Source organism: Aminobacter sp. NyZ550, from assembly GCF_025628925.2.
Taxonomy (GTDB): Bacteria; Pseudomonadota; Alphaproteobacteria; order Rhizobiales; family Rhizobiaceae; genus Aminobacter; species Aminobacter ciceronei.
In genome coordinates this window covers 2,423,109-2,446,004 of sequence record NZ_CP114190.1, presented here as the reverse complement: position 1 = coordinate 2,446,004, position 22,896 = coordinate 2,423,109, and the positions used below count along the sequence as shown (strand labels likewise).

Annotated in this window: 21 protein-coding genes and 1 pseudogene; 12 read left to right on the top strand and 10 right to left on the bottom strand. The window is 63.5% G+C overall.

All coding sequences use genetic code 11. From position 1 onward, the window contains the following. Window positions 1-59: 59 nt before the first annotated feature. Together N7E70_RS12105 and N7E70_RS12100 are read right to left on the bottom strand one after the other, a co-directional pair. Window positions 60-548 carry a GNAT family N-acetyltransferase gene (locus N7E70_RS12105; RefSeq protein ID WP_442866510.1) on the bottom strand — a complete coding sequence of 163 codons (489 nt, stop codon included), beginning with the start codon at window positions 546-548 and terminating at the stop codon, window positions 60-62. Between the two features lie 2 nt (window positions 549-550). Then, window positions 551-1,645 carry a lytic transglycosylase domain-containing protein gene (locus N7E70_RS12100; protein ID WP_263006475.1) on the bottom strand — a complete coding sequence of 365 codons (1,095 nt, stop codon included), beginning with the start codon at window positions 1,643-1,645 and terminating at the stop codon, window positions 551-553. Between the two features lie 235 nt (window positions 1,646-1,880). Here N7E70_RS12100 and N7E70_RS12095 point away from each other — a divergent pair, with 235 nt between their 5' ends. After that, window positions 1,881-2,399 carry a methylated-DNA--[protein]-cysteine S-methyltransferase gene (locus N7E70_RS12095; protein WP_263006529.1) on the top strand — a complete coding sequence of 173 codons (519 nt, stop codon included), beginning with the start codon at window positions 1,881-1,883 and terminating at the stop codon, window positions 2,397-2,399. 92 nt (window positions 2,400-2,491) lie between these two features. Here N7E70_RS12095 and N7E70_RS12090 read toward each other — a convergent pair whose 3' ends face one another. Beyond that, complete coding sequence (locus tag N7E70_RS12090) at window positions 2,492-2,818, bottom strand: hypothetical protein (RefSeq protein WP_154384829.1); 327 nt, start codon at window positions 2,816-2,818, stop codon at window positions 2,492-2,494. Window positions 2,819-3,151: 333 nt separating this feature from the next. Between N7E70_RS12090 and N7E70_RS12085 the strand changes: the two genes are divergently transcribed. Further along, window positions 3,152-3,361 (top strand): cold-shock protein, encoded by a 210-nt coding sequence (locus N7E70_RS12085; RefSeq protein ID WP_067959730.1) that lies wholly within the window; start codon window positions 3,152-3,154, stop codon window positions 3,359-3,361. A gap of 286 nt (window positions 3,362-3,647) precedes the next feature. On the opposite strand, the gene N7E70_RS12080 is transcribed toward N7E70_RS12085, so the two are convergent. From N7E70_RS12080 to N7E70_RS12070, 3 genes are all read right to left on the bottom strand, one after another. Beyond that, window positions 3,648-4,259, bottom strand: coding sequence for a glutathione S-transferase family protein (locus N7E70_RS12080; RefSeq protein ID WP_067959727.1), 612 nt, complete (start codon window positions 4,257-4,259; stop codon window positions 3,648-3,650). Between the two features lie 102 nt (window positions 4,260-4,361). Then, the gene (locus tag N7E70_RS12075; protein WP_182573278.1) at window positions 4,362-5,198 is read right to left on the bottom strand and encodes an EAL domain-containing protein; all 837 of its coding nucleotides are present in this window, start codon (window positions 5,196-5,198) and stop codon (window positions 4,362-4,364) included. Then, entirely contained in the window at window positions 5,191-6,102 is a 912-nt protein-coding gene (locus N7E70_RS12070) for an EAL domain-containing protein (RefSeq protein ID WP_182573279.1), read from the bottom strand. The genes N7E70_RS12075 and N7E70_RS12070 overlap by 8 nt, the downstream gene beginning before the upstream one ends. Before the next feature lie 280 nt (window positions 6,103-6,382). Here N7E70_RS12070 and N7E70_RS12065 point away from each other — a divergent pair, with 280 nt between their 5' ends. From N7E70_RS12065 to N7E70_RS12050, 4 genes are all read left to right on the top strand, one after another. After that, on the top strand, window positions 6,383-7,585 hold the full coding sequence (locus N7E70_RS12065) for a pyridoxal phosphate-dependent aminotransferase (protein WP_263006474.1): 1,203 nt from the start codon (window positions 6,383-6,385) through the stop codon (window positions 7,583-7,585). A gap of 220 nt (window positions 7,586-7,805) precedes the next feature. After that, a complete protein-coding gene (locus N7E70_RS12060; protein WP_154384827.1) occupies window positions 7,806-8,198 on the top strand; it encodes a hypothetical protein in 393 nt (130 codons plus the stop codon). A gap of 125 nt (window positions 8,199-8,323) precedes the next feature. Beyond that, a complete protein-coding gene (locus tag N7E70_RS12055) occupies window positions 8,324-8,494 on the top strand; it encodes a hypothetical protein (RefSeq protein ID WP_018428911.1) in 171 nt (56 codons plus the stop codon). A gap of 329 nt (window positions 8,495-8,823) precedes the next feature. Continuing rightward, window positions 8,824-10,710 carry an MFS transporter gene (locus N7E70_RS12050; RefSeq protein WP_067959711.1) on the top strand — a complete coding sequence of 629 codons (1,887 nt, stop codon included), beginning with the start codon at window positions 8,824-8,826 and terminating at the stop codon, window positions 10,708-10,710. 71 nt (window positions 10,711-10,781) lie between these two features. Here the strand turns inward: N7E70_RS12050 and N7E70_RS12045 are convergent, their stop codons facing one another. Next, window positions 10,782-11,675, bottom strand: a complete 894-nt coding sequence (locus N7E70_RS12045; RefSeq protein WP_263006473.1) for an NAD(P)/FAD-dependent oxidoreductase — start codon at window positions 11,673-11,675, stop codon at window positions 10,782-10,784. A gap of 211 nt (window positions 11,676-11,886) precedes the next feature. Here N7E70_RS12045 and N7E70_RS12040 point away from each other — a divergent pair, with 211 nt between their 5' ends. Together N7E70_RS12040 and N7E70_RS30910 are read left to right on the top strand one after the other, a co-directional pair. Beyond that, on the top strand, window positions 11,887-12,333 hold the full coding sequence (locus tag N7E70_RS12040) for an Rrf2 family transcriptional regulator (RefSeq protein WP_192315163.1): 447 nt from the start codon (window positions 11,887-11,889) through the stop codon (window positions 12,331-12,333). 145 nt (window positions 12,334-12,478) lie between these two features. Continuing rightward, window positions 12,479-12,850 (top strand): annotated as a pseudogene (locus tag N7E70_RS30910) (DUF3291 domain-containing protein). 103 nt (window positions 12,851-12,953) lie between these two features. On the opposite strand, the gene N7E70_RS12035 reads toward N7E70_RS30910, so the two are convergent. Next, window positions 12,954-14,447 carry an MFS transporter gene (locus N7E70_RS12035; protein ID WP_067959704.1) on the bottom strand — a complete coding sequence of 498 codons (1,494 nt, stop codon included), beginning with the start codon at window positions 14,445-14,447 and terminating at the stop codon, window positions 12,954-12,956. A 97-nt stretch (window positions 14,448-14,544) separates the two neighbouring features. Here N7E70_RS12035 and N7E70_RS12030 point away from each other — a divergent pair, with 97 nt between their 5' ends. Further along, complete coding sequence (locus N7E70_RS12030) at window positions 14,545-15,222, top strand: winged helix-turn-helix transcriptional regulator (RefSeq protein ID WP_263006472.1); 678 nt, start codon at window positions 14,545-14,547, stop codon at window positions 15,220-15,222. A gap of 115 nt (window positions 15,223-15,337) precedes the next feature. Further along, window positions 15,338-16,252, top strand: a complete 915-nt coding sequence (locus N7E70_RS12025) for a pyridoxal-phosphate dependent enzyme (RefSeq protein WP_067959700.1) — start codon at window positions 15,338-15,340, stop codon at window positions 16,250-16,252. Between the two features lie 31 nt (window positions 16,253-16,283). Here N7E70_RS12025 and arsK read toward each other — a convergent pair whose 3' ends face one another. Both arsK and N7E70_RS12015 read right to left on the bottom strand, forming a co-directional pair. Beyond that, window positions 16,284-17,477, bottom strand: a complete 1,194-nt coding sequence (arsK, locus tag N7E70_RS12020) for an arsenite efflux MFS transporter ArsK (RefSeq protein WP_263006471.1) — start codon at window positions 17,475-17,477, stop codon at window positions 16,284-16,286. 253 nt (window positions 17,478-17,730) lie between these two features. Next, entirely contained in the window at window positions 17,731-19,320 is a 1,590-nt protein-coding gene (locus tag N7E70_RS12015; protein ID WP_263006470.1) for an ABC transporter substrate-binding protein, read from the bottom strand. Window positions 19,321-19,617: 297 nt separating this feature from the next. On the opposite strand from N7E70_RS12015, the gene N7E70_RS12010 reads away from it, so the two are divergent. Beyond that, on the top strand, window positions 19,618-21,669 hold the full coding sequence (locus N7E70_RS12010) for an elongation factor G (RefSeq protein ID WP_263006469.1): 2,052 nt from the start codon (window positions 19,618-19,620) through the stop codon (window positions 21,667-21,669). A gap of 175 nt (window positions 21,670-21,844) precedes the next feature. Then, a complete protein-coding gene (gene msrP / locus N7E70_RS12005; RefSeq protein WP_263006468.1) occupies window positions 21,845-22,804 on the top strand; it encodes a protein-methionine-sulfoxide reductase catalytic subunit MsrP in 960 nt (319 codons plus the stop codon). The last annotated feature ends 92 nt before the right edge of the window (window positions 22,805-22,896 follow it).

Below are 22,896 nucleotides of genomic sequence, written 5' to 3'. Positions count from 1 at the left end.
TATCTGAATAGCCCAAAATCGAAAACATCCATGATGGCTGCTATTCTCGGCTGCAGAATTTAGCCACCCCAGTCCACCTCGGTCATGCCGAGCCTGAGATAGAGCCGAACAGCAGCCGAGTTGTCGACCAGGTTGGTCTTGAGGTCGATATGGCTCGCGCCCCGCGCGGCGAAGGTGGCAAAGACGTGCCACAGCAGCGCCTCGGCGATACCCTTGCCGCGACTGTCGGGACGAACGGCAAGGTCTTTCAGGAAGCCGCTGGTCCAGCTCAAGGCAGCCCCGGTCAGCCGGCCCTCGTTATCGAAGACCAGGAAACAAAGTTCAGGGTCAAATTCCGAGTCGGCCTCGAGTCGTGGCCACCACTGGTCGAACGGGCCGTTCATGCCGTCGTCGAAGACGAGCTCAAGCAGATCGTAAAGTGCAACCGCGTCGGAGGCCTGAAACGTCCGCATCGAAAAGCCGGCGGGCCAGCGCGGAGGTTGCAGTTCGCCGGGCAGCACCCTGCGCAGGCGGACGTCGTTTTCCCCCTGCGGCGATGGCATCGGCAAGTCTAGCCGCGGTGACGGGCGCGGTCGCGGCCGAGCCCGGTCTCGTCGAGCAGGCCTTTGCGCTTGGCGTGGTAGTAATAGCCGCTCTGGTAAAGCTTGTCGGCCTTGTCCTCGTCGCCATCGGCGACCATGAAAGCGCCGCGCAGATATTTGACCGCGTATTTCAGATTGGTCTCGGCATCGAACAGGCCGCGCGCCGGGCCGTCATAACCCATGCCGCGCGCGGTGGCGTGCTTGATCTGCATCAGCCCCCAATGGCCGTTGTTGAAGGCCATCGGGTTGAAGGTGCTCTCGCGGTTGACCACGCGCCGCACCAGCCGCTCGGGCACCTCATAGAGAGCCGCGTATTTCGAGATCAGCTCGTCGATCTTGCCGCGAGAGGCAAGTGCCGGGCTGTCGGGCGCGGCATAGGACGAGGTGGCGAAGCTTTCGGGCGCGACATTGCCCAGCGACGCGACCTGGTAGCTGCGCGGCACCGGCGCGCTGGCCGGCAGGGCATAGTCGGCGATCGTCGGCGCGGACGGAAACTCTCCGACAAGCTTGTCGGCTGTGGCAACGATTTCGCCGCCGGCCATCGGCACCGACATCGGGTCGACCGGGCCCTTGGCCAAGGCAGGAGCCTTGGGCGCGGTGGCGGCAACGGCAACAGCTTTTGCGGCATCAGCAGCAGGCGCGATCGGCGCAGCGGCATCTGCCTTTTCGCCACCAGCAGCGCCAGTCGCCTTTTCGGCACCAGCAGCAGGCACCGGCGGCGCGGCAGCAACGGTCACGGCAGCGGCCTCGCTTGTGGCCGGCGTCGCGGCGTCAGCGGCACCCGCGACATCCGAAGCATCGGCAGCGGGCGCTGCGGCAGCGAGCACGGCAGTGGCCGGCGAAGCTTCGGTGGAGGCATATGATGCGGTCGGCAGCACTGCCACGGTTTCCGGCAGCGCGAGATCGGCGACCTCCGTCGAAGCGGGCGCAATCTCGGCGTTCAAGGCCACGTCGGCGGCCGTCGAAAGATCGGTGTTGAGAGCCGCTGTGTTGGTCTGGCAGCCCGACAGCAATGCCGTCGCCAATGCCACCGAGATCAGCAGGTGAGTCTTTATCGCCGCCAAATGCACACTCTGTTAATGATTTCGTCCCGCCCGACCCTCTCTACAACAACGTATGAGCCCCGGCAATCCACAGGTGGATACGGTTTTCGGGTGGCATGCGCACACAGATCATGGCACATTGTTCCTGTTTTGTACCGAATTCACGCCAGCTGCCAGGACGAAAGGAACGGTCGTGGACCCAAGCATTTTCCATCCCCTGCCCGGTCGCGCCGTCTTCGAGACGGCCCTCGGCTTCATGGCGCTCGCATGGAGCAAAACCGGGCTTGTCAGGCTTTGCCTGCCGGAAAAAACCCGCGACGCCGCCGAGCGCCGGCTGCTGCGACTGGCCGGTCAGGCCACGGCCGCGGGCGACCATACGCCGCCACCATGGATCACCGTGCTGATCGCCGACATCAGGCGCTATGCCGACGGCGAGGACGTCGATTTCTCCGATGTCCCGGTCGATCTCGCCGGCATCGACGATTTCCGCCGCGACATCTATGCCGCCGCCCGAAACCTTCACTATGGCGAGACCACCACCTATGGCGGGCTGGCCGAGAAGGCCGGCCGGAAGGGTCTGTTCCGCGAAACTGGCTCGGCACTGGGGGCGAACCCTATTCCCCTCGTCATTCCGTGTCACCGCATCCTCGCCGCCGGCGGCAAGATCGGCGGATTCTCGGCGACCGGTGGCTCGAACATGAAGGAAAGGATGCTGGTGCTCGAAGGCGTGCGCATCGGCCCGCCACCATCCACCCAAGCATCATTCGGGTTCTGACAGGGGATGAAAAGAAGAGCACACAACTGCGAGAGCTGCGCCTGACGGCGCGCAGAAAGCGTTTCAGAGCGAGATCAATTGTCCGCTTGCGTTCAGTCGCTCAGCGGAAACAGCCGGCGCTTGAAGAAATTGCGCTCGATTCGCTTGCAATTGTAGACCGGGCAGGACCGCGCATCGGCCGTCGGTACATATGCCCGGCGCGCCTCTTCGCCGGCCGAGCAGAAATGGTCGTTGGCGACATAGCGATCATAACGCGGCACGCCCGACGTCGGCGACGTCCAGCGCAGGATCACCGCGCCCTGGTTGCGCACGACGCTCTGCGTCTGGGCGCAGCTCATTTTCGTCGATACGTAGCGCGACGCGGCCTGCGCTTCGGCTGCCATCAGTGTCAGGCACGCGGCAAGCAAAATGGCTTTCATGAGAACCTCCCGGACTTCGCGCAACGGCTGGCGCCGGCCGAACGTTACAGCGCCTCATCTTGCATCGCTCGCAATGCCATGGGCGCCAGGCAATATAACACCCTGCGCCCGCCATGGTTGCATGGCAATTGAGGCAGGTTTCAAGCGCCACTATTTGCAAGGGCTTGCACTTGCGGCCATTTGCCCTTATATCCGGCACGTTGATATTTCGGCCGACAGATCCGTGCCCCGCGACACTCTCGCGTTTGCAGACGTCTCTCCCCAAAATCTCGATACCACGACTGGGCATGCTCGCTTGGTCAAGAAAAACTGCAAACGACAAGGATATTCAATATGGCTACTGGCACCGTTAAGTGGTTCAACGCAACCAAGGGCTTCGGCTTCATTCAGCCCGACGCAGGTGGCGCGGACGTTTTCGTCCACATCTCGGCTGTCGAGCGTTCGGGCATGGGCTCGCTGGCCGACGGCCAGAAGGTCAGCTTCGAAATCGAGCAGGACCGTCGCACGGGCCGTTCGTCGGCTGGCCAGCTCAAGGCAGTCTGATTTAAGGCGCGCGGGAGCGAAAGCTCCAATCGCGATGCAAGTCACGGATGTACTGGCGGCTGCGCGACAAGCGCGCCGGAATCTCTGACCCGAAGGACGATGCGGCAGATTGCCGTGAGCCCGGGTCAGGTGATCCAGGATCAGCTGCTGACAGCGGAAGGCGGGGTCACACCCCGCCTTTTTCTTTTTGCGCAGACAGGGTCGCGGCTCGAAACTCGCCTCGACGTCATAGAAAGGGGCCCGAAGATCGCATCTTCGGGCCTTCTTGCATTTCAGGATCAGGCGTTCACGGCAGCCAGGTCAGCGGCACATGGCCCTCGTCCGCTGCCACGCGGGCAAGCCAGGCCTTCACCGCAGGGAACGCATCCAGGTCATAGCCGCCGATGGTCGCGTCATGGGTGTAGGCATAGAGTGCAATATCGGCGACGCTCATCGCATCTCCGGCCAGGAACGGCGTCTTCTCGAGCTGCACCTGCATCACCCCAAGCGCCTTGTTGCCGCCGTCGAGCAAAGCCTGCATGCGCTCCGGCGTCGCCTGGGCGGCGCGCTCGGGGTAGAGAAACATCGTCCGCCTGACAGCAACGAAGGGTTCGTGGCTGTACTGTTCGAAAAACAGCCATTGAAAGACCAGCGCCCGCTGGTAGGCGTCTGCCGGCAAAAGCCGTGTCCCTTCGGCCATGTGGAGCAGGATCGCGTTGGACTCGGCAAGGAAGCGGCCATCGTCGAGCTCAAGCAGCGGCACCTTTCCGTTGGCGTTCTTGGCGAGGTAAGCGGGCGTACGTGTGGAGCCGTCGCGCGAGCTGGTCTCGACATGGCGGAACGGCCGGCCGAGCTTGGCCATCAAAAGCCGCGGCTTGTAGCTGTTGCCGCTGTCGCTCATTCCATAGATCGTGATCATCGCATTCACCCCATTTGGTCAGCGATTATCGTCCCTGAGGTGAGTCGATCCAGCGAATTGTTCTGGTGCGAGGCATCAGCTTTGGTGATCTTTCGTACCGCGTCAGCCGAACAGCGGCACCACCACGCATTCGCCGCGACGATATTGCGACGTTTCGCGCGCCCCTTCGGCAAACACACTGCCGACCAGCTTTGCAGGCTCGAGCAGATCGCCCTGGAACAGGTCGACACCGGCGCCAAGCGCAATTTCCAGGCGGCTCTCATTGTCGATGCCCTCAACGAGCACGTCGACACCAAGCGTCTTGAGTTCCGACACCACCGGACGCAGCAGCCGCCCGGTCGCGGCGTCGGCGCAGAAGCGTTCGAACGAGGCGCGATCGAGCCTGACGATATCGGGCAGCACACGCTTGACGGCGTCGACGTCATGCTGCGCCGAGCCTGGCTGCCCCAGAGCGACACGCATTCCAAGCGCCCGCAGTTCGCAAGCCAGCTTTTCGTCGCCGCCGATCTCGCAGATCAGTTGCGACGCCTCGAAACCTTCGCCCTTGAGGCGCCGGACCATGAAACCCAGATCGTCGAGATCGGGTGCATCACCATTGATGTCCTGCCTGAACAGCAGCGCGATGCCCTTGACGCCCATATTGTGGGCGTTGGCAAGCGGCAACACCGCCCAGACACGTCCGACGATCGCGCGTTCCTCATCGGCTATCTCGGCGAGGAATTCGCCAATCGCGACCGGCCGTCCCTCGCGATACGGCACCACCTGGGCGTCGGCGGCGACCGGCGTCAGGCGGCCGTCTTCATGCCGGAAGATCGGCTGGATCGCGCAACGCAGGCGAAACTCACCGTGAACGCCGAACTCCAGGCCAATTTCGTCGGCGGCGATCCTTGCCACCAGGTCCCGAGGCAACGCGCCAAACCCGAAAACCACGTCACTCATGCACTGTCCTCTTGCCGAAGCTTCGGCTTGATCGCGGCGCGCGAACGGCAACCGCATCGGCAACTCCGGCGGGCAAAAGCTCCGTCCGGTGATCTCCGGCGGCTTCGGGCGCCACCGGTTCGAAGTGGGAAAAATTCGCCGGCACGATTTCCGGCAGAGCCAGAACGAAGCCCTGCACCATCGAGGCACCGGAACGCTCGGCCAGTTGCAACTGCCAGCTTTCCTCGAGCCCCTCGAAAACTGTGCGGATGCCCTTGTCCTCGAAATTCGCCACCATCTCCTTGAGCAGCGCGAAACCCGCGCCCGATTCCATCAGCCGGCTGATCCAGTGGGCATCGAACTTGACGATGTCGGGCTTGATGTCCCGGATGCGCTTGATGTCGGAGTCGTCCGAGCCGAAATCGTCGACTGCGATGCGCAGGCCGCTCCCTTTCAGCGCCCTGACGAATTCGAACAGCGCCTCTTCGGAGGCTGGCTTCTTCTCGGTGACCTCGCAGACGATGCGGCGCGGATCGATGCCGGTTTCGTTGAGCACCTGGCGCATGTCGCGCAGCGCGTGTTCCGAGATCGAGCGGTCGAGAAACACCGATGGATCGAAATTGATGAAGATCGACGCTTCCTTGGGTAGGAACACGGCGGCGTTCAGGAGGTGCAGCGTCCGGGTCAGCGTTTCGACATGCAGCCGCTCGATGCCTTCCACGGCAGCGAAGAAGATGCCTGGCGGCACGGCCTCAGTCCCGCGAAACGGCCTGATCAGCCCTTCGAAGGCGGTGACCAGCAAGCGGCCCGACTGAAAGGCGTAAATCGGCTGAAACGCGCTGCGCAGGGCATGCACACCCCAGACGCCGGACGCAGATCCGTCGTCGTGCCGGATGATTTGGGCGAGCCCGATGCTCTTCGACACGGTCCGTCCTATTTCCGGAAAGCTGCGAAATTGCCCCGCCAAAATCTCATCGAAGATTTGATCGGCGGTTAACGCGATGGCTCAAACTTGAACGAACGCCGCCCAGCCGACTGTTTATGCACAGCTTCCACCGGCTTCTGGACCATCACATCCAGGCCTCCCGAAACGTCAATCCGCTTGCGATTCCCTGCGTCATGCGACATTACAGCGCCGCGCATTCCGTTGGATGCGCAAAGGCGGTCGAGCGACCGCGCCCTTTCCGAACCGGAGACCTGAAGTCATGGCCTTTCTTGCCGATGCCCTTTCCCGCGTTAAGCCTTCCGCGACCATCGCGGTCACGCAGAAAGCGCGCGAGCTGAAAAACGCCGGTCGCGACGTCATCGGCCTCGGCGCAGGCGAGCCGGACTTCGACACCCCGGACAATATCAAGAATGCAGCGATCGAAGCGATCCGCCGCGGCGAGACCAAGTACCCGCCGGTCTCCGGCATCGCACCGCTGCGCGAGGCCATTGCCGCCAAGTTCAAGCGCGAAAACAATCTCGACTACAAGCCGGAGCAGACAATCGTCGGCACAGGCGGCAAGCAGATCCTGTTCAACGCCTTCATGGCGACGCTAAACCCCGGCGACGAAGTCATCATCCCCCGTCCCTACTGGGTCAGCTATCCCGAGATGGTGGCGATCTGCGGCGGCACCTCGGTGTTCGCCGAAACGTCGATCGACAACGGCTTCAAGCTGACGGCAGCGGAACTTGAGCGCAGGATCACGCCGAAGACCAAGTGGCTACTGATGAACTCGCCGTCGAACCCGTCAGGTGCCGCCTACACCGAAACCGAGCTGCGCGCCATCGCCGACGTGCTGCTCAAGCATCCGCATGTCTGGACGCTGACCGACGACATGTACGAGCACCTGACCTATGGCGACTTCGTCTTCAAGACCATCGCCGAAGTCGAGCCCGCGCTCTATGACCGGACGCTGACGATGAACGGCGTGTCGAAAGCCTATGCCATGACCGGCTGGCGCATCGGCTATGCCGCCGGTCCGATCGCGCTGATCAAGGCGATGGACATGATCCAGGGGCAGCAGACCTCGGGCGCCTGCACCATCGCTCAGTGGGCGTCGGTCGAAGCACTCAATGGCCCGCAGGACTTCATCGCCAAGAACAAGGCGATCTTCCAGGCCCGCCGCGACCTCGTCGTGTCGATGCTCAACCAGGCGCGCGGCATCACTTGCCCGTCGCCGGAAGGCGCCTTCTACGTCTACCCGTCCTGCGCCGGCCTGATCGGCAAGAAGACGCAAGGCGGCAAGATCATCGACGGCGACGAAACCTTCTGCTCCGAGTTGCTTGAAGCCGAAGGCGTGGCGGTGGTGTTCGGTTCGGCCTTCGGCCTCGGCCCGAACTTCCGCATCTCCTACGCGACGTCGGAGAAGCTGCTCGAGGAAGCCTGCACGCGCATCCAGCGCTTCACGGCATCGCTCGTCTGAGCAAAGCCCTAAGGCGAAAAAGGGAGCCCGGCTTCGGCCGGGCTTCCTTTGCCGGTTGCATAAGGCAACTTTTAATTGTATGCAGATGCCAACAGAAACCTTCTGAATCTCATACGCTATCATACATTTGCATATTGCCGTGCCGGTACAATCTGTTACTCTAAAGTAACTATATCCGCCCCCATTGGCGGAATCGTGCAGAGGCAGTCAGAGGCAGCAATTGTATCAGCGCAGACAGCAGCAGCAGGGGCGAAGGAGCAGAAGTCTGCTCTCATGCCTGTTGTTGTTGTTGCTATCGCTCTTTGCTGCACTCAGCGTCTCGGTTGCATCGACCCACGCGCACGCGGCCGGCTATCATCCTGAAGCAAATCTCTCGCTCGACGAAGGCACCGATCGGGTCACCGATGACCCCGGTACGCTTCCCGCCTGCAGCGACACATGCCTTGCCCTTGCCGAACTGAACGGGGACGGCAGCGACGACAGCGCCCTGCTGCGTATCGCCAACACCCTTTCGGCCGTCGATCTGACCAGCGGTTCGCTGGCCATCGACCCGCTTTTCAGCTTCCTGCGCTACCGAACCAGCGAGCCGCGCGCGCCTCCGGCTCGCGCCTGAACGGCGCAACGCGCCCCACCTGCGCCGCATGATCGGTCGGCAGCGGCTACTGCATCAAGCTCGCCGTCAGGGCTGGTCACATCTGCCCCCTCCGGGACATTCCCGAAACAGTCTCAGGAATCATCATGTCTAAGACTCATCCACTCGGATTCCGTATCGAACGCGACCTCAAGGAGGCGCTCGTCAAGGCAGCCAAGGATGACCACCGCTCGGTGTCATCGATGGTTGAGATCATCATTGCAAGGTGGCTGCGCGATCGCGGCTACCTCGTCGAGAAGGAAGAACGGGCCGCCTGAGCCCGCTTCCCCGCAACCCTGCCCGGCGCGCAACTTGGCGCCGGGCAGCATCCGCCGGACTTGCCCGGCATACCAGGTCTTCTTCACGGGCAAACGCATAAGTTCAGCCGTCCGCGTTTTCTCGCCAGGCCCTGCATCATCGTTTGCAATGCAGCATAAAAGCCCGCGACGACTTCGCGCTTGCCTCTACGACCAAAGTCATAATCCCAAAGCAGCGATGGATAACGGCCGTATCGCGGCGTTATCAATTCGACGTCGTTTGGTCAGGCGGATTCGTGCGGAGATTGCTCTCCAGGCCCTTGCCGCCGGCACTCTGGGAGGAGATTTTTATGGCAATTTCGGCAACCGCCGGCGCCCGTGCGCGCGGCATGTCGCGAGAAGAGAAGAAAGTCATCTTCGCTTCGTCGCTCGGTACCGTCTTCGAATGGTACGATTTCTATCTTTACGGTTCACTCGCTGCCTTCATCGGTGCGACCTTCTTTGCCTCGTATCCCGAGGCCACCCGCAACATCTTCGCGCTGCTCGCCTTCGCGGCAGGCTTCCTGGTTCGCCCGTTCGGCGCGCTGGTCTTCGGCCGCATCGGCGATCTCGTCGGCCGTAAATACACTTTCCTCGTCACCATCCTGATCATGGGCCTGTCGACCTTCTTTGTCGGCCTGCTGCCCGGCTCGGCCACCATCGGCATCGCCGCGCCGATCATCCTGATTGCGCTGCGCATGCTGCAGGGCCTGGCACTCGGCGGTGAATATGGCGGTGCTGCGACCTATGTCGCCGAGCACGCGCCCGACGACCGTCGCGGCTACTACACTTCGTGGATCCAGACGACGGCGACGCTCGGCCTGTTCCTGTCGCTGGTCGTCATCCTGGTCGTCCAGACTTGGCTCGGCAAGGAAGACTTCGCCGCCTGGGGATGGCGCGTTCCGTTCCTGCTTTCGTTCATCCTGCTTGGCATCTCGGTGTGGATCCGTCTGTCGCTGTCGGAATCGCCGACCTTCCAGCGCATGAAGGAAGAGGGCAAGGGTTCCAAGGCGCCGCTGTCGGAAGCCTTCGGCCAGTGGAAGAACGCCAAGATCGCGCTGCTCGCACTGTTCGGCCTCACCGCCGGCCAGGCCGTGGTGTGGTACTCGGGCCAGTTCTACGCGCTGTTCTTCCTGACAAACGTGCTCAAGGTCGATGCACAGTCGGTCAACATCATGATCGCCGTTTCGCTGCTGCTCGGTACCGGTTTCTTCGTCTTCTTCGGCTGGCTGTCGGACAAGATCGGCCGCAAGCCGATCATCATGGCCGGCCTGGCGCTCGCCATCGTCACCTACTTCCCGCTGTTCAAGGCGCTGACCTGGGCCGCAAACCCGGCACTGGCCACTGCCCAGCAGAACGTTCGTGCCACCGTCACTGCCGCTCCTGGCGACTGCAAGTTCCAGTTCAACCCGGTGGGCACAGCCAAGTTCACCACCTCCTGCGATATCGCAACGTCGTTCCTGACCCGCAATTCGGTTCCTTATGACGTCGTCACCACGGCCGCCGCCGGCACTCCTGCCACGGTCAAGATCGGCGAAGCAACCGTCACCTCCTATGACGCCGTCGCCGCCGGCGATGCCGCCAAGGCGAACGACGCCGCCTTCGTCAAGGCGGTCAACATCGCTCTCCACGACGGCGGCTATCCGCTGGTCCGTGGTGCCGCCAAGGTTGCCGACCAGAAGCTGGACGCCTTCGTCGCTGCCAACCCCGAGCTGAAGCTCGACGCAGCCGCGATCCGCGGTGGCGAAAAGGCAACCATGCCAACCGAACAGGCGATCAAGGACAAGCTTGTGACCGCGGAAGAAGCAGCCGGTGCACCTGAAGTCGGCTTCTTCAACATCCCCGGCGGCGGCTCGTTCTCGATGGTCGCCGATCCGGCTGCCGTCAACAAGCCCATGGTGATCGGCATCCTGTTCATCCTGGTCGTGTACGTGACGATGGTCTATGGCCCGATCGCCGCAATCCTGGTCGAAATGTTCCCGACCCGCATCCGCTACACCGGCATGTCACTGCCCTACCACATCGGCAACGGCTGGTTCGGCGGCCTGCTGCCTGCGACCGCCTTCGCCATGAGTGCCGCGGCCGGCGATATCTACTACGGCCTGTGGTACCCCATCGCGATTGCCGCAATGACGCTGATCATCGGTGTGATCTTCGTCAAGGACACGCTGGGCACCAACCTCAACGCCAAGGACTGATCCGCGGCACCAGTAAGAAGAGCCCGGCAGGTGCAAACCTGCCGGGCTTTTTCTTTTCCTGGTCCGACCCTTCAGTCAGCCTCGAACATCAGCGAGCGGTGCGTGGCAGCCCCTGCCATGGCCCCGTCGCCCACCGACAGCGCCACCGAGCCTGCCGCCCGCGCAATGTCGCCACATGCGAACACGCCCTTCACCGTCGTCTGCTTCATCGCGTCGGTCCTGACGAAATTGCCCATCGGCCCAGCCTCCAGTTCGCAGCCCAGCTGTTCGACCCACGGGATCTGAAGCGATGTCCTGGGCATGGTAAACAGCCCGTCCAGTTCAAACATCCGACCATCGTCGAGCACGAGGTCGGCGCCCTCGCCCCTGACCTCGCGGACGAGTGCGGCCTCGACCGTCGCGCCGCGCGCAGCAAGCTGCCGAAGCTGCTCGGCGTCGGGCGTGAACACGCCATTGGCGAACAGCGTCGTCGTGCCCCAGTCGGGCAGCATCAGGGCGTGATGCATGGAGTGCTCCGAAACGGCGAGCACGCCGATCCGGCCCTGGTTCAGCTCATAGCCATGGCAATAAGGACAATGAAAGACGGATCTGCCCCAGCGCTGGCGCAGGCCGGGGATTTCGGGCAGGCTGTCGGAGACCCCGGCCGCCAGCACCAATCGCCTGGCGCTCGCCACACGGCCAGTGCCGAGATCGACGGCGAAACCACCTTCGATCCGCCGCGCACCTTCTGCCCTGCCCTCCAGCCACGTCACGCCGGGATAACGCTCGAGCTGCTCACGCGCCTCGGCGGCAATCGCGCCCGGCTCGCGGCCATCTTGGCCGAGGAAGCCATGGGAATGCGCGGCAAAGCGGTTGCGCCGCTCGCCCACGTCAATGACCAGAACCTTGCGCCTGGCGCGGGCAAGCTGCAGGCCCGCCGACATCCCCGCATAACTGCCGCCGACGATGATGACGTCGTAGTCCATGGCCAAAAATCCTTTGAAGCGGCCCTGTGGTCGCGCTGTGCTTCCCCAGCGGGTCGAAGAGCTTTCGCATTTTCACGACACTTCATATGTTACATGACTGTGGTCGTCAAGCTTCACGCAACTCCTGTTGTTGCGTGACCGACTATCTGTTAGGCCTGACCAGACGCCGGCAGCGAGCTGAACCGCGCCAAAAAGCCGAAAGAACAGCACGATGAGATCCGACACCCGCCTCTCCCGCATGCTGCATGTGCTGATCCACATGCAGCACCACGAGGGAACCGCGACCTCGGACGCAATCGCCATCATGCTCGGCACCAACCCAGTGGTCGTACGCCGGACCATGGCCGGCCTGCGCGATCAGGGTTATGTCCGCTCGGAGAAGGGCCATGGCGGCGGCTGGCTGCTGGCGCGGCCGCTGGAGGAGATCACGCTGCTCGACATCCACAAGGCGCTAGGCACCCCACAGCTCTTCGCCATCGGCCTCGCCGGCGACAACCCGAGCTGCACCATCGAGCAGGCGGTCAACACCTCGCTCGCCGAAGCGATGGACGCGGCCGAGGCGATCCTTTTGGCCAAATTCGGCAAGGTCACGCTGGCGGAGCTGGCCGAGGGCGCGGCGAAGGTCGCAAACGGCAGGCTGACGATGGAGCACCTTTAGGGTCTTTCTTCGCGATCTCACTGCAGGCGACGATCATCCGCAGGCTGACGGTTAACGAGCTTTCACAAAACCGACGATGGAATTCTCTCTCCAGCAACAACGGGTTCTACGTCGATAGAAACCGGGGTCTGGGGAGGAGCCATAAATGACAATAGCGCAGATGAATTGGGGGCGACTGAAGTGCCCGGCCAACGATCCGCGATTGAAAGAATCTATGGACGGCCTTGGAGACGTCTACCGCTTGGCAGAAGCTCACCCTGGGTTCCTGTGGCGGATAGCTGATGACGCAATAGCTGCGGAAACGAAGGCCTGCGGCTTCGACAATCGCATGTCCGCAACTGTCTCGCTCTGGAGGAGCCTGGACGATCTCCACGATTAAACCTTCAACTCACTGCATGGCATCTACCTCAAGCGAACCTCCGAATGGTTCGAGAAGATAGATGAGCCTCAGCTGGTCACCTGGTTCATTGAGAATAGCAACGTCAGACCAACCTTCGCTGAAGCTTGGGAGCACTGATCTCACTTCAAGAATCCGGATTGTCAGATCGAGTATACGGCTGGCGAAAGTAGCGCTGCCGAACCGACTGTCGTCGGGCAGCAACCCTTGTGCATCCGCCCCCTCAGCCGCCTTGCGTGTCGGTCTGCAGCCCGCCGCGGCCACGCAGCAGCAAGCTCAGCACGGCGCCGCAGATGGCGATGGCGCTGCACAGCAATGCGGCGACCTTGAGCGCTTGTCCCAAGGCATCGCGCGCCGCCTCGATCTGCACACCGGCATTGTCCGGCCCAAGTGCTGCGTTCATCGGCAACGCCGCAAGCTGCGGATGGTCCACAAGCGCCAGTTGGTAGAGCATCGTCAGCAGGCTGCCGAGTACGGCGATGCCAAATGCACCGCCCAGTTCGGTGCTGGCCTCGGACAAGCCGGCGGCGGCACCGGCATGTGATGCCGCCACCGAGCCGACAATGACGTCGGTCGTCATGGTGAAGACTGGCGCCAGCCCAAGCGAGAACAGGCAGTAGGCCGCAATCATCAGCGTGAGATCGCCGCTGGCGGCTGCGGCTCCCGCCAGCGCGAAGCCACCGGCTGCGACGAGGAAACCGAGCGCCATCAACGCAACCGTGCCGAGGCGTGATGCAATCGCCGGCGCCGCAATTGCACCGGCGATGAACGCCACGCCCGACGGCGCCGAGGCCACTCCGGCCTGCAACTCCGTCAGGCCGAGGCCGAGCTGGAAATACAGCGCCATCAGCAGGAACATGCCGAAGGCAACGAAAAAACCGAGAATGTTGATCGTCAGCGCTGCCGAAAAACGCGGCGAGGCAAACATATCGAGGTCGAGGAACGGAACCGCGAGCCGCCGCTGCCGGTGCAGGAACAATGTCGTGGCAACAATGCTCACTGCCAGCGCGAGACCGGCCTCGCCGCTCCAGCCGTCCATCGCCACCTTCTTGATGGCATAGACCAGGCCAAGTACCGCCACCAGCAAGCTGAGCGCGCTTGCGACGTCGGGGCGTGGCGCCGCGCCGTCGCGCGCTTCCGGCAGCATCTTCGGGCCAAGAACCAGAAGCAGGGCCATGACGGGCAGGTTGATCAGGAACACGGATCCCCACCAGAAATATTCGAGCAGCACGCCGCCAACCAGTGGACCGACGGCACCACCGGCGGAGAAGCTGGCGATCCAGACGCCGATCGCCTTGCTGCGATCCTCGGGGTGCGGAAACAGGTTGCGCACCATCGACAGCGTCGACGGCGCAAGCGTCGCTGCGGCAATGCCCATCAGCGCGCGCGCCGCGATCATCATCGGCGCCGAGCTCGCGAAGGCAGCGATCAGAGACGCCACGCCGAAGGCGAATGCGCCCCACAGCAACAGGCGCCGGCGGCCGATGCGGTCGCCGACGACGCCCATCGGGATCAGCGCGGCGGCCAGGATGAAGCCATAGATGTCCACCATCCACAACAGCTGAGCCGGCGTCGGGTCGAGATCGGCCGCCAACTCCGGCAGTGCGAGGTTCAGCACCGTCAGGTCCATCGAGTACAGCAGGCACGGCAAGGCGAGGATCGCCATCGCCAACCATTCACGGCGCCCCGCCCGGGGCAAATCGCCATGCTCTTCCATCTTCGCCTCTCCTGGAGCGCTTGATCGACAGGTACGCACGTGACAATGTGGATATGTGTGAACTAATTACTCCTAAAAAGCAACCACTTGGTTTTGAATGAGAACTGAAAAGAGCAGAAGCTACGACGACGGCTGTGCGACGGCGCATGCGCTTGACCTGATCGGTGAGCGCTGGGCGCTGCTTGTCGTCCGCGAGTTGCTCTTCGGGCCCAAGCGTTTCACCGACCTGCGCACCGACCTGCGCACCATCAGCCCCAACGTGCTGACCCAGCGCCTGGAAGCGCTGGAGGCAACAGGCATCGTGCGCCGGCGCAAGCTGCCGCCGCCTGCCGCGTCCTGGATCTATGAACTGACCGAGTGGGGCAGCGAGCTCGAGGACACCATCGTCACTCTGGGCAAATGGGCCGCCCGTTCGCCGTTCCTGGAACAGGGCCTGCCGATCAGCCGGGCCGGGTTGCTGCTGGCCATGCGGGCGATGTACAGACCACAAGACGACGGCGGCTTCTGCATTAGCCTCGACATGCCCGACGGCACGGCTGTCGTCTCCGGCACAGCTGAAGGCTTCGACATCCAGTTCGGCGACGAGGCCTTGAAGTCAGCGCAAGCCATGTTCTCCGGCACCTCAAGCGTTCTCGACAGCATTCTGTTCGGCGGCGTCTCCGTCGAGGCGGCGCTGAAGGCGGGCGATGCCAGGATCACCGGGGACATGTCGGCCATGGCCAAGCTGCTGCGGGCATTCCCGATGCCGCCGGCAGCGCCCGGCCTGGCGCCCTAGCGGCATGCCGGCGCGCTGAGGGCACTGGCTTGGTCGTTTCCCGCACCTGCTTTCTGGCGCAGGTCCTGGGCTTGGCTCATAAGCACCAGACATCTTTCCCCGAGGTCGCCACTCCATGCCCCTGCACATCAACACGCCGCTGCTCGAATCCCGGCCGCTGAGCCTCGCCGCCGGGCGCTCGATCTGGCTGAAGATGGATGCGCTGCAGCCACCGGGCTCGTTCAAGATTCGCGGCATAGGTGCTGCCTGCGAACATCATGCCAAGGCGGGCAAGCGCCGCTTCGTCTCGTCCTCCGGCGGCAATGCCGGCATCGCGGTCGCTTACGCCGGCCGCCGGCTTGGCATGCCGGTGTCGGTCTTTGTCCCGGAAACGGCAACGGAATTGGCCAAGGCGCTGATCCGCCAGGAGGGCGCGGAGGTCATCGTCCATGGCGCGTCATGGCAAGAGGCCAACGAACGCGCCATGTCGGCGCTCGATGCCGACACGGCCTTCATCCACCCCTTCGACGACCCGCTGCTCTGGACCGGCCACGCGACGATGATCGACGAGGTCGTCGCGGAAGGTTTGTCCTTCGACGCGGTTGCCCTGTCGGTCGGCGGCGGCGGGTTGATGTCGGGCATTGTCGAGGGCCTGGCCCGCAACAGCCTCGCGCATATCCCGATCATCGCGGTCGAAACAGAGGGCGCTGCCTCGCTTGCTGACGCCATGGAGGCCGGCCAGCGGGTGCAGTTGCCGGCCATTACCAGCATCGCCACCTCACTCGGCGCCCGCATTGTCAGCGAGCGCGCCTTCGAAGTGACGCAGACCCAGTCCGTCGACAGCGTCGTGGTCAGCGACCATGCTGCCGTCGAGGCCTGCCTGCGCTTCCTCGACGATCACCGGGTACTGGTCGAACCGGCCTGCGGCGCAACGCTTGCTCTCGCCTACAGCCATATGGATGCGCTCTCGCGCTACAACCGCGTACTGATGATCGCCTGCGGCGGCGCCACCGCGTCGTTGGCCCAGTTGCAGGCGTGGCACACTGCCTGATCCTTAGGCATCGGCCTTGGTGCGCGACGACCTACCAGGGCGAGCGCGCGGCCAGGCGGCCGATGGCGACGAAGATCGCTAGCGCGACAACGCCGAGCAGGATGGTAAAGGACAGCGCCCAGGAAATGCCGATGGTGGCCATGGCGAAGGCCAGTGCGAAGGGGGCGACGGCAGAGACGATCAGCCGGGCCGACATGGCGCGGCCCTGCAGCCGGCCGTAGCCGTCGCTGCCGAACAGCGCCAGCGGCAGCGCGCCGGTGACGATGCTGAACAGACCATTGCCCATGCCGAAGATGACGGCGAAGGTCATTGCACCCGCTATCGACGGAGCGGTTGCCAGCAACACACCCACGCCAGCGGTCATCAACACAGCCGAGATGATCGCGAGTGTTAGTGGCGCGAGGTTGATGCCGGCCACCATGTTGATAAAGCGGCTGAGCACCTGGGCGGGTCCGAACAGCGTGCCGACGACGGCAGCCGTGGCGCCGAGCCCAAGGCCTGAGAGCAACGGCACCATGTGGACCAGAATTGCCGCGCTCACCAGGTTCTGTACCGAGAGCGCAATCACCATCAGGGCGAAACCGAGCGGACGCACGGCAGCGGCGAGCGAACCCTCGACATGTTGGTGCGGCTCGGTGGCAATCTGGCCTTGCCCCGTCCGGCGAAACGACAGCCAGGCATGCAGCGGCATGCAAACGACCAGGTTGAGGACGGCGAAGACGAGATAGGCCCCCTGCCAAGACATCTGCGCGTGCAGTGCCGTGGTGATTGGCCAAAAGGCGGTCGAGGCGAAGCCGGCGATGAGCGTCAGATAGGTGATGTTGCGCTGGGCGTCGCGCGGCGATATCTGGACGAGCAGCGCAAATGCCGCGCCATACTGGACGAGGTTCGAGGCGACCTGGATCGCCACCAGCGCGATGACGAAACTGATCGCTTCAGGAGCTGCCGCACAGGCGACCAGTGCTGTGGCCGCGACAGCCGAACCGGCCGTCATGATGCGGCCGGCGCCATAGCGGTCAATCCAGTTGCCAAGCCAGGGCGCGGTCAGTCCGCCGACGAGCAGTGCCGCCGACAGCGCGCCGAACAGCCACTCGACCGGCCACGACAAGTCCTTGGCCATGTCGTGGGCAAGAATGGAAAAGCTGTAGTAAAGCGTGCCGTATCCGACGATCTGGGTGATGCCGAGCGCGATGACGGCGGCAATCGGCGAACGCACGGCGGTCATCGGGAAATCGGCTCGTTCTCGGTCTTTGCTGCCGCCTCCTTCCGATGTCCGCCGCATCAGGTCAAGCGGCGTGAGGCCCTGGCACAACTCATGCGCCCTGGTAAAAAGCCAAGCCTTGGTGATCGAAGCAACGTTCGAAGCGTGCGCCCACCCAACCGCAAGCAGGTTGGGCGCGTCGTCCAGAGAGACTGCGCAGTCCAAACAGCAGACAACGCCTGCTCCAGCGTTACCGGAGCAGGCGAAGCGCCCTCGCCTATGCATTCACCCAGCATTTGGTCAGCGCATGACCGCCCATCAGCTCGCCATTGGGATCGTCGACCCAGCCGCCGACCTTGGTGCCGGTCGCGTCGATGTAGTTGTTGAACATCGGCACGATGACGCCGCCCTCGTCGCGCAGGATCACGGCTGCCTGACGGTAGAGGTCCTTGCGCCTGGCCTGGTCGAGCTCGCCGCGCGCCGACAGGATCAGCTTGTCGAAATCGTCTCGGAAGAAGCGGGTGTCATTCCACTCGGCCTTGGACAGATAGGCGATGGAATAGACCTGGTCCTGCGTCGGCCTGCCGGTCCAGTAGGACATCGAGAAGGGCTGCTTGTTCCACACTTCCGACCAGTAGCCGTCGCCCGGCTCGCGCTTGACCTCGAGCGTTATGCCGGCCTTGGCCGCACTCTGCTGGTAGAGCTGGGCGGCATCGACAGCACCTGGGAAGGCGACGTCGGAGGTCCGCAGCAGCACCGGGCCGCTATGACCCGACTTCTTGTAGTGGAACGCCGCCTTGTCAGGATCGTAGGCGCGCTGCTCGATGTCGTCGGAGAACATCGCATAGGCCTTGGTCACCGGCATGTCGTTGCCGATCGAGCCGAAGCCGCTCAACACCTTCTTGACCATCTCCTCACGGTCGACGGCATATTTCAGCGCCAGCCTCAGATCGTTGTTGTCGAAGGGTGCGGTGTTGCAATGAGCGATGAAGACGTAGTGGCCCTTGCCCGGCACGTTGCGGATCTCTACGCCCGGCACGCGCTTGATCAGGTCGACGATCTTCGGTTCGACCCGGTTGATCAGATCGACCTGGCCGCCCTGAAGTGCGGCAGTGCGCGCTGTCGCGTCGTTGATCACAACGATCTCGATCTGGTCGGCATGGCCGCGCTTGTCGGAACCCCAGTAGTTCTTGCTCAACTCGCCGACATGGCGCACGCCCGGCTCGTTGACCATCACCTTGTAGGGGCCGGTGCCGATGCCTTCGGTCGGATTGTCCTTGCCGCCATTTGGCTGAATCATGAGGTGATAGTCGCTGACCACGTAAGGCAGGTCGGCATTGGCCTCCTTGAGCTGGATGACGACATAGTCGCCGTCGACCTTCATGCTTTCGAACTGGCTGACGAAGGCGAGTGCCGCCGATTTCGAATTGGCGTCTGCATGGCGCTCCAGCGTCGCCATCACGTCATCAGGCGTAAGCTCCTTGCCATTGTGGAAGGTCACGCCCTTGCGGATCTTGAAATGCCAGGTCTTGGCGTCGTCGGAGGCTTCGTAGCTTTCGGCCAGGCGCGGCTCGATCTCGCCCGCCGGCGACACTTCCAGCATCTGCTCGCCCCAGCTGCGGCCAAGCGTGTAGGGCACCTGGCTCGCCCATGTCGCCGGGTCGAGGCTGTCGGTGGCGGCACCGCCGACCATGCCGGCCTTGAGCACGCCGCCCTTGACCGGCGCTTGCGCTTGTGCGGCACCGGCCAGCAGCGTGTTGGCCGAAAGGGCCGTGACTCCAAGGGCTGCGGCACGGCCGAGAAAGTCGCGGCGCGACATCCGTCCACTGACGACGAGACGACTGAGATGGTCGAGTTCACGGGACATTGGACTGCGTTCCTCCAGATGGGCGCGACTTGATGTCGTCATGGTTCCCCAACGTAATATTGAGTGGCGGGCCGTCTCACGCTGCCCGCCGGACGCGACATCTGATGGCGCTTTTGGAATAGCTGGCTTTCTGCTGCCGCCGCATCAACCCTTGCCTTGCAAGGCTCTTGCCCTGCCTTCAAAGCCGTGTGACGATGTCGCCAACGGGGAGGAAGTTCTCAGACGAATTTGCCCGCGACGGCCGCACAGGCCGGCCGCCGCATTCAGGGAAAAATGCCTGAGTGGAGGTCAGCTCTCATGGGTAGTCGCGCCGGAGGAAGACGCACGGGACCGAAGTGCATCGCCATCGTCGGTCCCTTCGCCAGCGGTAAAACCACACTTCTCGAAGCCCTTCTCGCCCGCACGGGCGCCATTTCCAAGCAGCACCCGGTCGCCTCCGGCAACACGGTCTCCGACCACTCGGCCGAGGCCAAGGCGCATGCCATGAGCGTCGAGGCTGTCTTCGCCAACACCCAGTTCATGGGCGAGGCCATCACCTTCGTCGACTGCCCCGGCTCGGTCGAGTTCGCCTTCGAGGCCGAGCCCATCCTTGCCGCCTGCGACCTCGCCGTCGTCGTCGCCGAGCCCGACGAGAAGAAGATCCCAGCCTTGCAGTTGATCATGCGCAAGCTCGACGATCTCGGCGTGCCGCGTATCCTGTTCCTCAACAAGATCGACAAGGCAGCCGCCGGCGTCCGCGACACGCTGAAGCTGCTGCAGCCGGTCAGCCGCACGCCGCTGCTCCTGCGTCAGATCCCGCTGCGCAAGGACGGCGTCGTCGTCGGTTCGATCGACCTCGCGCTGGAGCGCGCCTACATCTACCGCGAATATGCCGAGAGCGAGATCGCCGACATCCCAAGCGACGACAAGGCGCGCGAACTCGAAGCCCGCTTCGCCATGCTGGAAACCCTCGCCGACCATGACGACCAGTTGATGGAGCAGTTGCTCGAGGAGATCGAGCCGCCCAAAGATGAAATCTTCGATGACCTTGCCGCCGACCTGCGCGACGGCGCGGTCACGCCGGTGCTGATCGGCTCGGCCGAAAAGGGCAATGGCGCGCTGCGCCTGCTCAAGGCGATCCGCCACGACGCCCCCGACATCGAGGCAACGCGCAAGCGCCTCGGCATATCCGACGGCAGCGCTGCGGTCGTCCAGGTCATGAAGACCATCCACACCTCCCACGCCGGCAAGCTGTCGGTGTCGCGCATCCTGTCCGGCCAGGTCGCCGATGGTACGGAGCTCTGGCTCAACGCCACCGACACCTCGAAGGTCTCGGGCATTTACCGCTTGCTCGGCAAGGACCAGTCCAAGCAGTCGGGCGCCGGCGCCGGCGACACCGTCGCGCTCGGCAAGCTCGAACATGCCGCGACCGGCCAGACGCTGACCACGGCCAAGGGCGGCATCAAGCCGCTGGTCAAACTGGAGCCGCCCAAGCCGGTCTATGCCTTTGCGCTGCGCCCCAAGGAGCGCAAGGACGAGGTCAAGATGTCGGCGGCGATCCAGCGCCTGGCCGAGGAAGATCCCTCGCTCACCTTGCACCACAACCAGGACTCGGCGGAAACTGTTCTATCCGGCCATGGCGAGATGCATCTGAGGGTGGTGCGAGAGCGGCTCGAAGGCCGCAATCAGATCGCCGTCGAGGGTCACGCGCCGGCGGTGCCCTATCGCGAGACCATTCGCAAATCGGTCCAGCAGCGCGGCCGCCACAAGAAGCAATCGGGCGGTCACGGCCAGTTCGGTGATGTCGTCATCGAGATCAAGCCGCTGCCGCGCGGCTCGGGTTTCGAGTTCACTGACACCATCACAGGCGGCGTCGTGCCCAAGCAATACATCCAGTCGGTCGAAGCAGGCGCGCGCGACTTCCTCAAGACCGGCCCGCTCGGCTTCCCCGTCGTCGACATCGCCATCAACCTGTCTGACGGTTCGTTTCACTCGGTCGATTCCTCCGACATGGCGTTCCAGATGGCGGCGAAGATCGCGATGAAGGAGGGTATGCCGAGTTGCTCGCCGGTGCTGCTCGAACCGGTCATGAAGGTCGAGATCTTCACCCCCTCCGATGCCACGGCGCGCATCATCGCACTGGTGCCGCAGCGCCGCGGCCAGATCCTCGGCTACGACGCCCGTACCGATTGGCCCGGCTGGGATGTCGTCGAGGCGACGATGCCGCAATCGGAGATCGGCGACCTGATCATCGAGCTGCGCTCAGCCACCGCCGGTGCCGCCACCTACCGCGCCGAGTTCGACCACATGGCCGAACTCACCGGCCGCCTCGCCGACGAAGCGATGCAGTCGGGCGGCAAGGCCGCGTGAGATCAGCAGCCGGGCGGTCCACGCGGGTCGTCCGGCAGCTCTCCTCACGCTCTGTTGATCTCCCATCCGGGACGGCGCTGTAACGCGACGACGTTTCCACGCGTATGTGAACGTGACAGCGTTGATTTCGCCGTCCGCAGGGGCGACCTTGCGGCCAGCCTATTGGAGAGCAAGCATGGCATTCATTCACCGCCGACCGTCCTGGGCAATTCCGGAAGCGCTGGCGACACCCGAGCACATCTTCCTCAACCGCCGCAGCATTCTGGCCGGCATGGGGCTTGGGCTCGCGGCCGCAGCCCTGCCCCGCAAGGCGCGCGCCGAGGAGGCCGATCCGACCGCCGATCTCTATCCGGCCAAGCCGAATGCCACCTACAAGCTCGACCGTGCGCTGACGCCCGAAGCGATCAACGCCAACTACAACAACTTCTACGAATACGGCACCTACAAGGAAATCGCGGCCAACGCCCAGCAGCTCAAGACGCGGCCGTGGGACATCCGGATCGGCGGCCTCGTCGACAAGCCGATGACGCTTGCCATCGACGACCTGATCCGCAAATTCCCGCTCGAGACGCGGCTCTACCGCCACCGCTGCGTCGAGGCCTGGTCGATGACCATCCCGTGGAGCGGCTTCCCGCTGAAGGCGCTTGTCGCCATGGCGAGCCCCAAGACGGATGCAAAATTCATCCGCTTCGAGACCTTCCTTGATCCGTCCATGGCGCCCGGCCAGAACGACTTCGTCTATCCCTGGCCCTATGTCGAAGGCGTCACCATCGAGGAAGCGGCGCTCGACCTGCCTTTCCTCGTCACCGGCGCCTATGACAAGCCGCTGGCCAAGCAGTTTGGCGCGCCGATACGGCTCGTCCTGCCGTGGAAATACGGCTTCAAGTCGATCAAGTCGATCCGCAAGATCGACTTCGTCGCCGAACAACCGGTGGGCCTGTGGGAAGCGATCCAGCCGAGCGAATACGGTTTCTGGGCGAACGTGAATCCCGAGGTCCCGCACCCGCGCTGGAGCCAGGCCAAGGAGCGCGTGCTCGGCACCGGCGAACAGGTGCCGACACAGCTGTTCAACGGCTATGCCGCCGAAATAGGTCAGCTCTACGCAGGCAAGGATCCCGCCAAGCTTTACATGTGATCCCACCTGCATGCCCTCGAAAAATCGAAGCGATTGTCGAGAGGGATCATGCAGTGTCAAAAAGAACTTGGGAGGTGTCCGCGCGCCAGTTT

Excerpts from the sequence above, each read along its gene's own strand:
- N7E70_RS12095 (WP_263006529.1), top strand. The coding sequence starts at position 1,881 with ATGGCGCTCGCATGGAGCAAAACCGGGCTTGTCAGGCTTTGCCTGCCG.
- N7E70_RS12090 (WP_154384829.1), bottom strand. The coding sequence starts at position 2,818 with ATGAAAGCCATTTTGCTTGCCGCGTGCCTGACACTGATGGCAGCCGAA.
- N7E70_RS12085 (WP_067959730.1), top strand. The coding sequence starts at position 3,152 with ATGGCTACTGGCACCGTTAAGTGGTTCAACGCAACCAAGGGCTTCGGC.
- N7E70_RS12080 (WP_067959727.1), bottom strand. The coding sequence starts at position 4,259 with ATGATCACGATCTATGGAATGAGCGACAGCGGCAACAGCTACAAGCCG.
- N7E70_RS12075 (WP_182573278.1), bottom strand. The coding sequence starts at position 5,198 with ATGAGTGACGTGGTTTTCGGGTTTGGCGCGTTGCCTCGGGACCTGGTG.
- N7E70_RS12065 (WP_263006474.1), top strand. The coding sequence starts at position 6,383 with ATGGCCTTTCTTGCCGATGCCCTTTCCCGCGTTAAGCCTTCCGCGACC.
- N7E70_RS12055 (WP_018428911.1), top strand. The coding sequence starts at position 8,324 with ATGTCTAAGACTCATCCACTCGGATTCCGTATCGAACGCGACCTCAAG.
- N7E70_RS12050 (WP_067959711.1), top strand. The coding sequence starts at position 8,824 with ATGGCAATTTCGGCAACCGCCGGCGCCCGTGCGCGCGGCATGTCGCGA.
- N7E70_RS12045 (WP_263006473.1), bottom strand. The coding sequence starts at position 11,675 with ATGGACTACGACGTCATCATCGTCGGCGGCAGTTATGCGGGGATGTCG.
- N7E70_RS12040 (WP_192315163.1), top strand. The coding sequence starts at position 11,887 with ATGAGATCCGACACCCGCCTCTCCCGCATGCTGCATGTGCTGATCCAC.
- N7E70_RS12035 (WP_067959704.1), bottom strand. The coding sequence starts at position 14,447 with ATGGAAGAGCATGGCGATTTGCCCCGGGCGGGGCGCCGTGAATGGTTG.
- N7E70_RS12030 (WP_263006472.1), top strand. The coding sequence starts at position 14,545 with ATGAGAACTGAAAAGAGCAGAAGCTACGACGACGGCTGTGCGACGGCG.
- N7E70_RS12025 (WP_067959700.1), top strand. The coding sequence starts at position 15,338 with ATGCCCCTGCACATCAACACGCCGCTGCTCGAATCCCGGCCGCTGAGC.
- arsK (WP_263006471.1), bottom strand. The coding sequence starts at position 17,477 with ATGACCGCCGTGCGTTCGCCGATTGCCGCCGTCATCGCGCTCGGCATC.
- N7E70_RS12015 (WP_263006470.1), bottom strand. The coding sequence starts at position 19,320 with ATGTCCCGTGAACTCGACCATCTCAGTCGTCTCGTCGTCAGTGGACGG.
- N7E70_RS12010 (WP_263006469.1), top strand. The coding sequence starts at position 19,618 with ATGGGTAGTCGCGCCGGAGGAAGACGCACGGGACCGAAGTGCATCGCC.
- msrP (WP_263006468.1), top strand. The coding sequence starts at position 21,845 with ATGGCATTCATTCACCGCCGACCGTCCTGGGCAATTCCGGAAGCGCTG.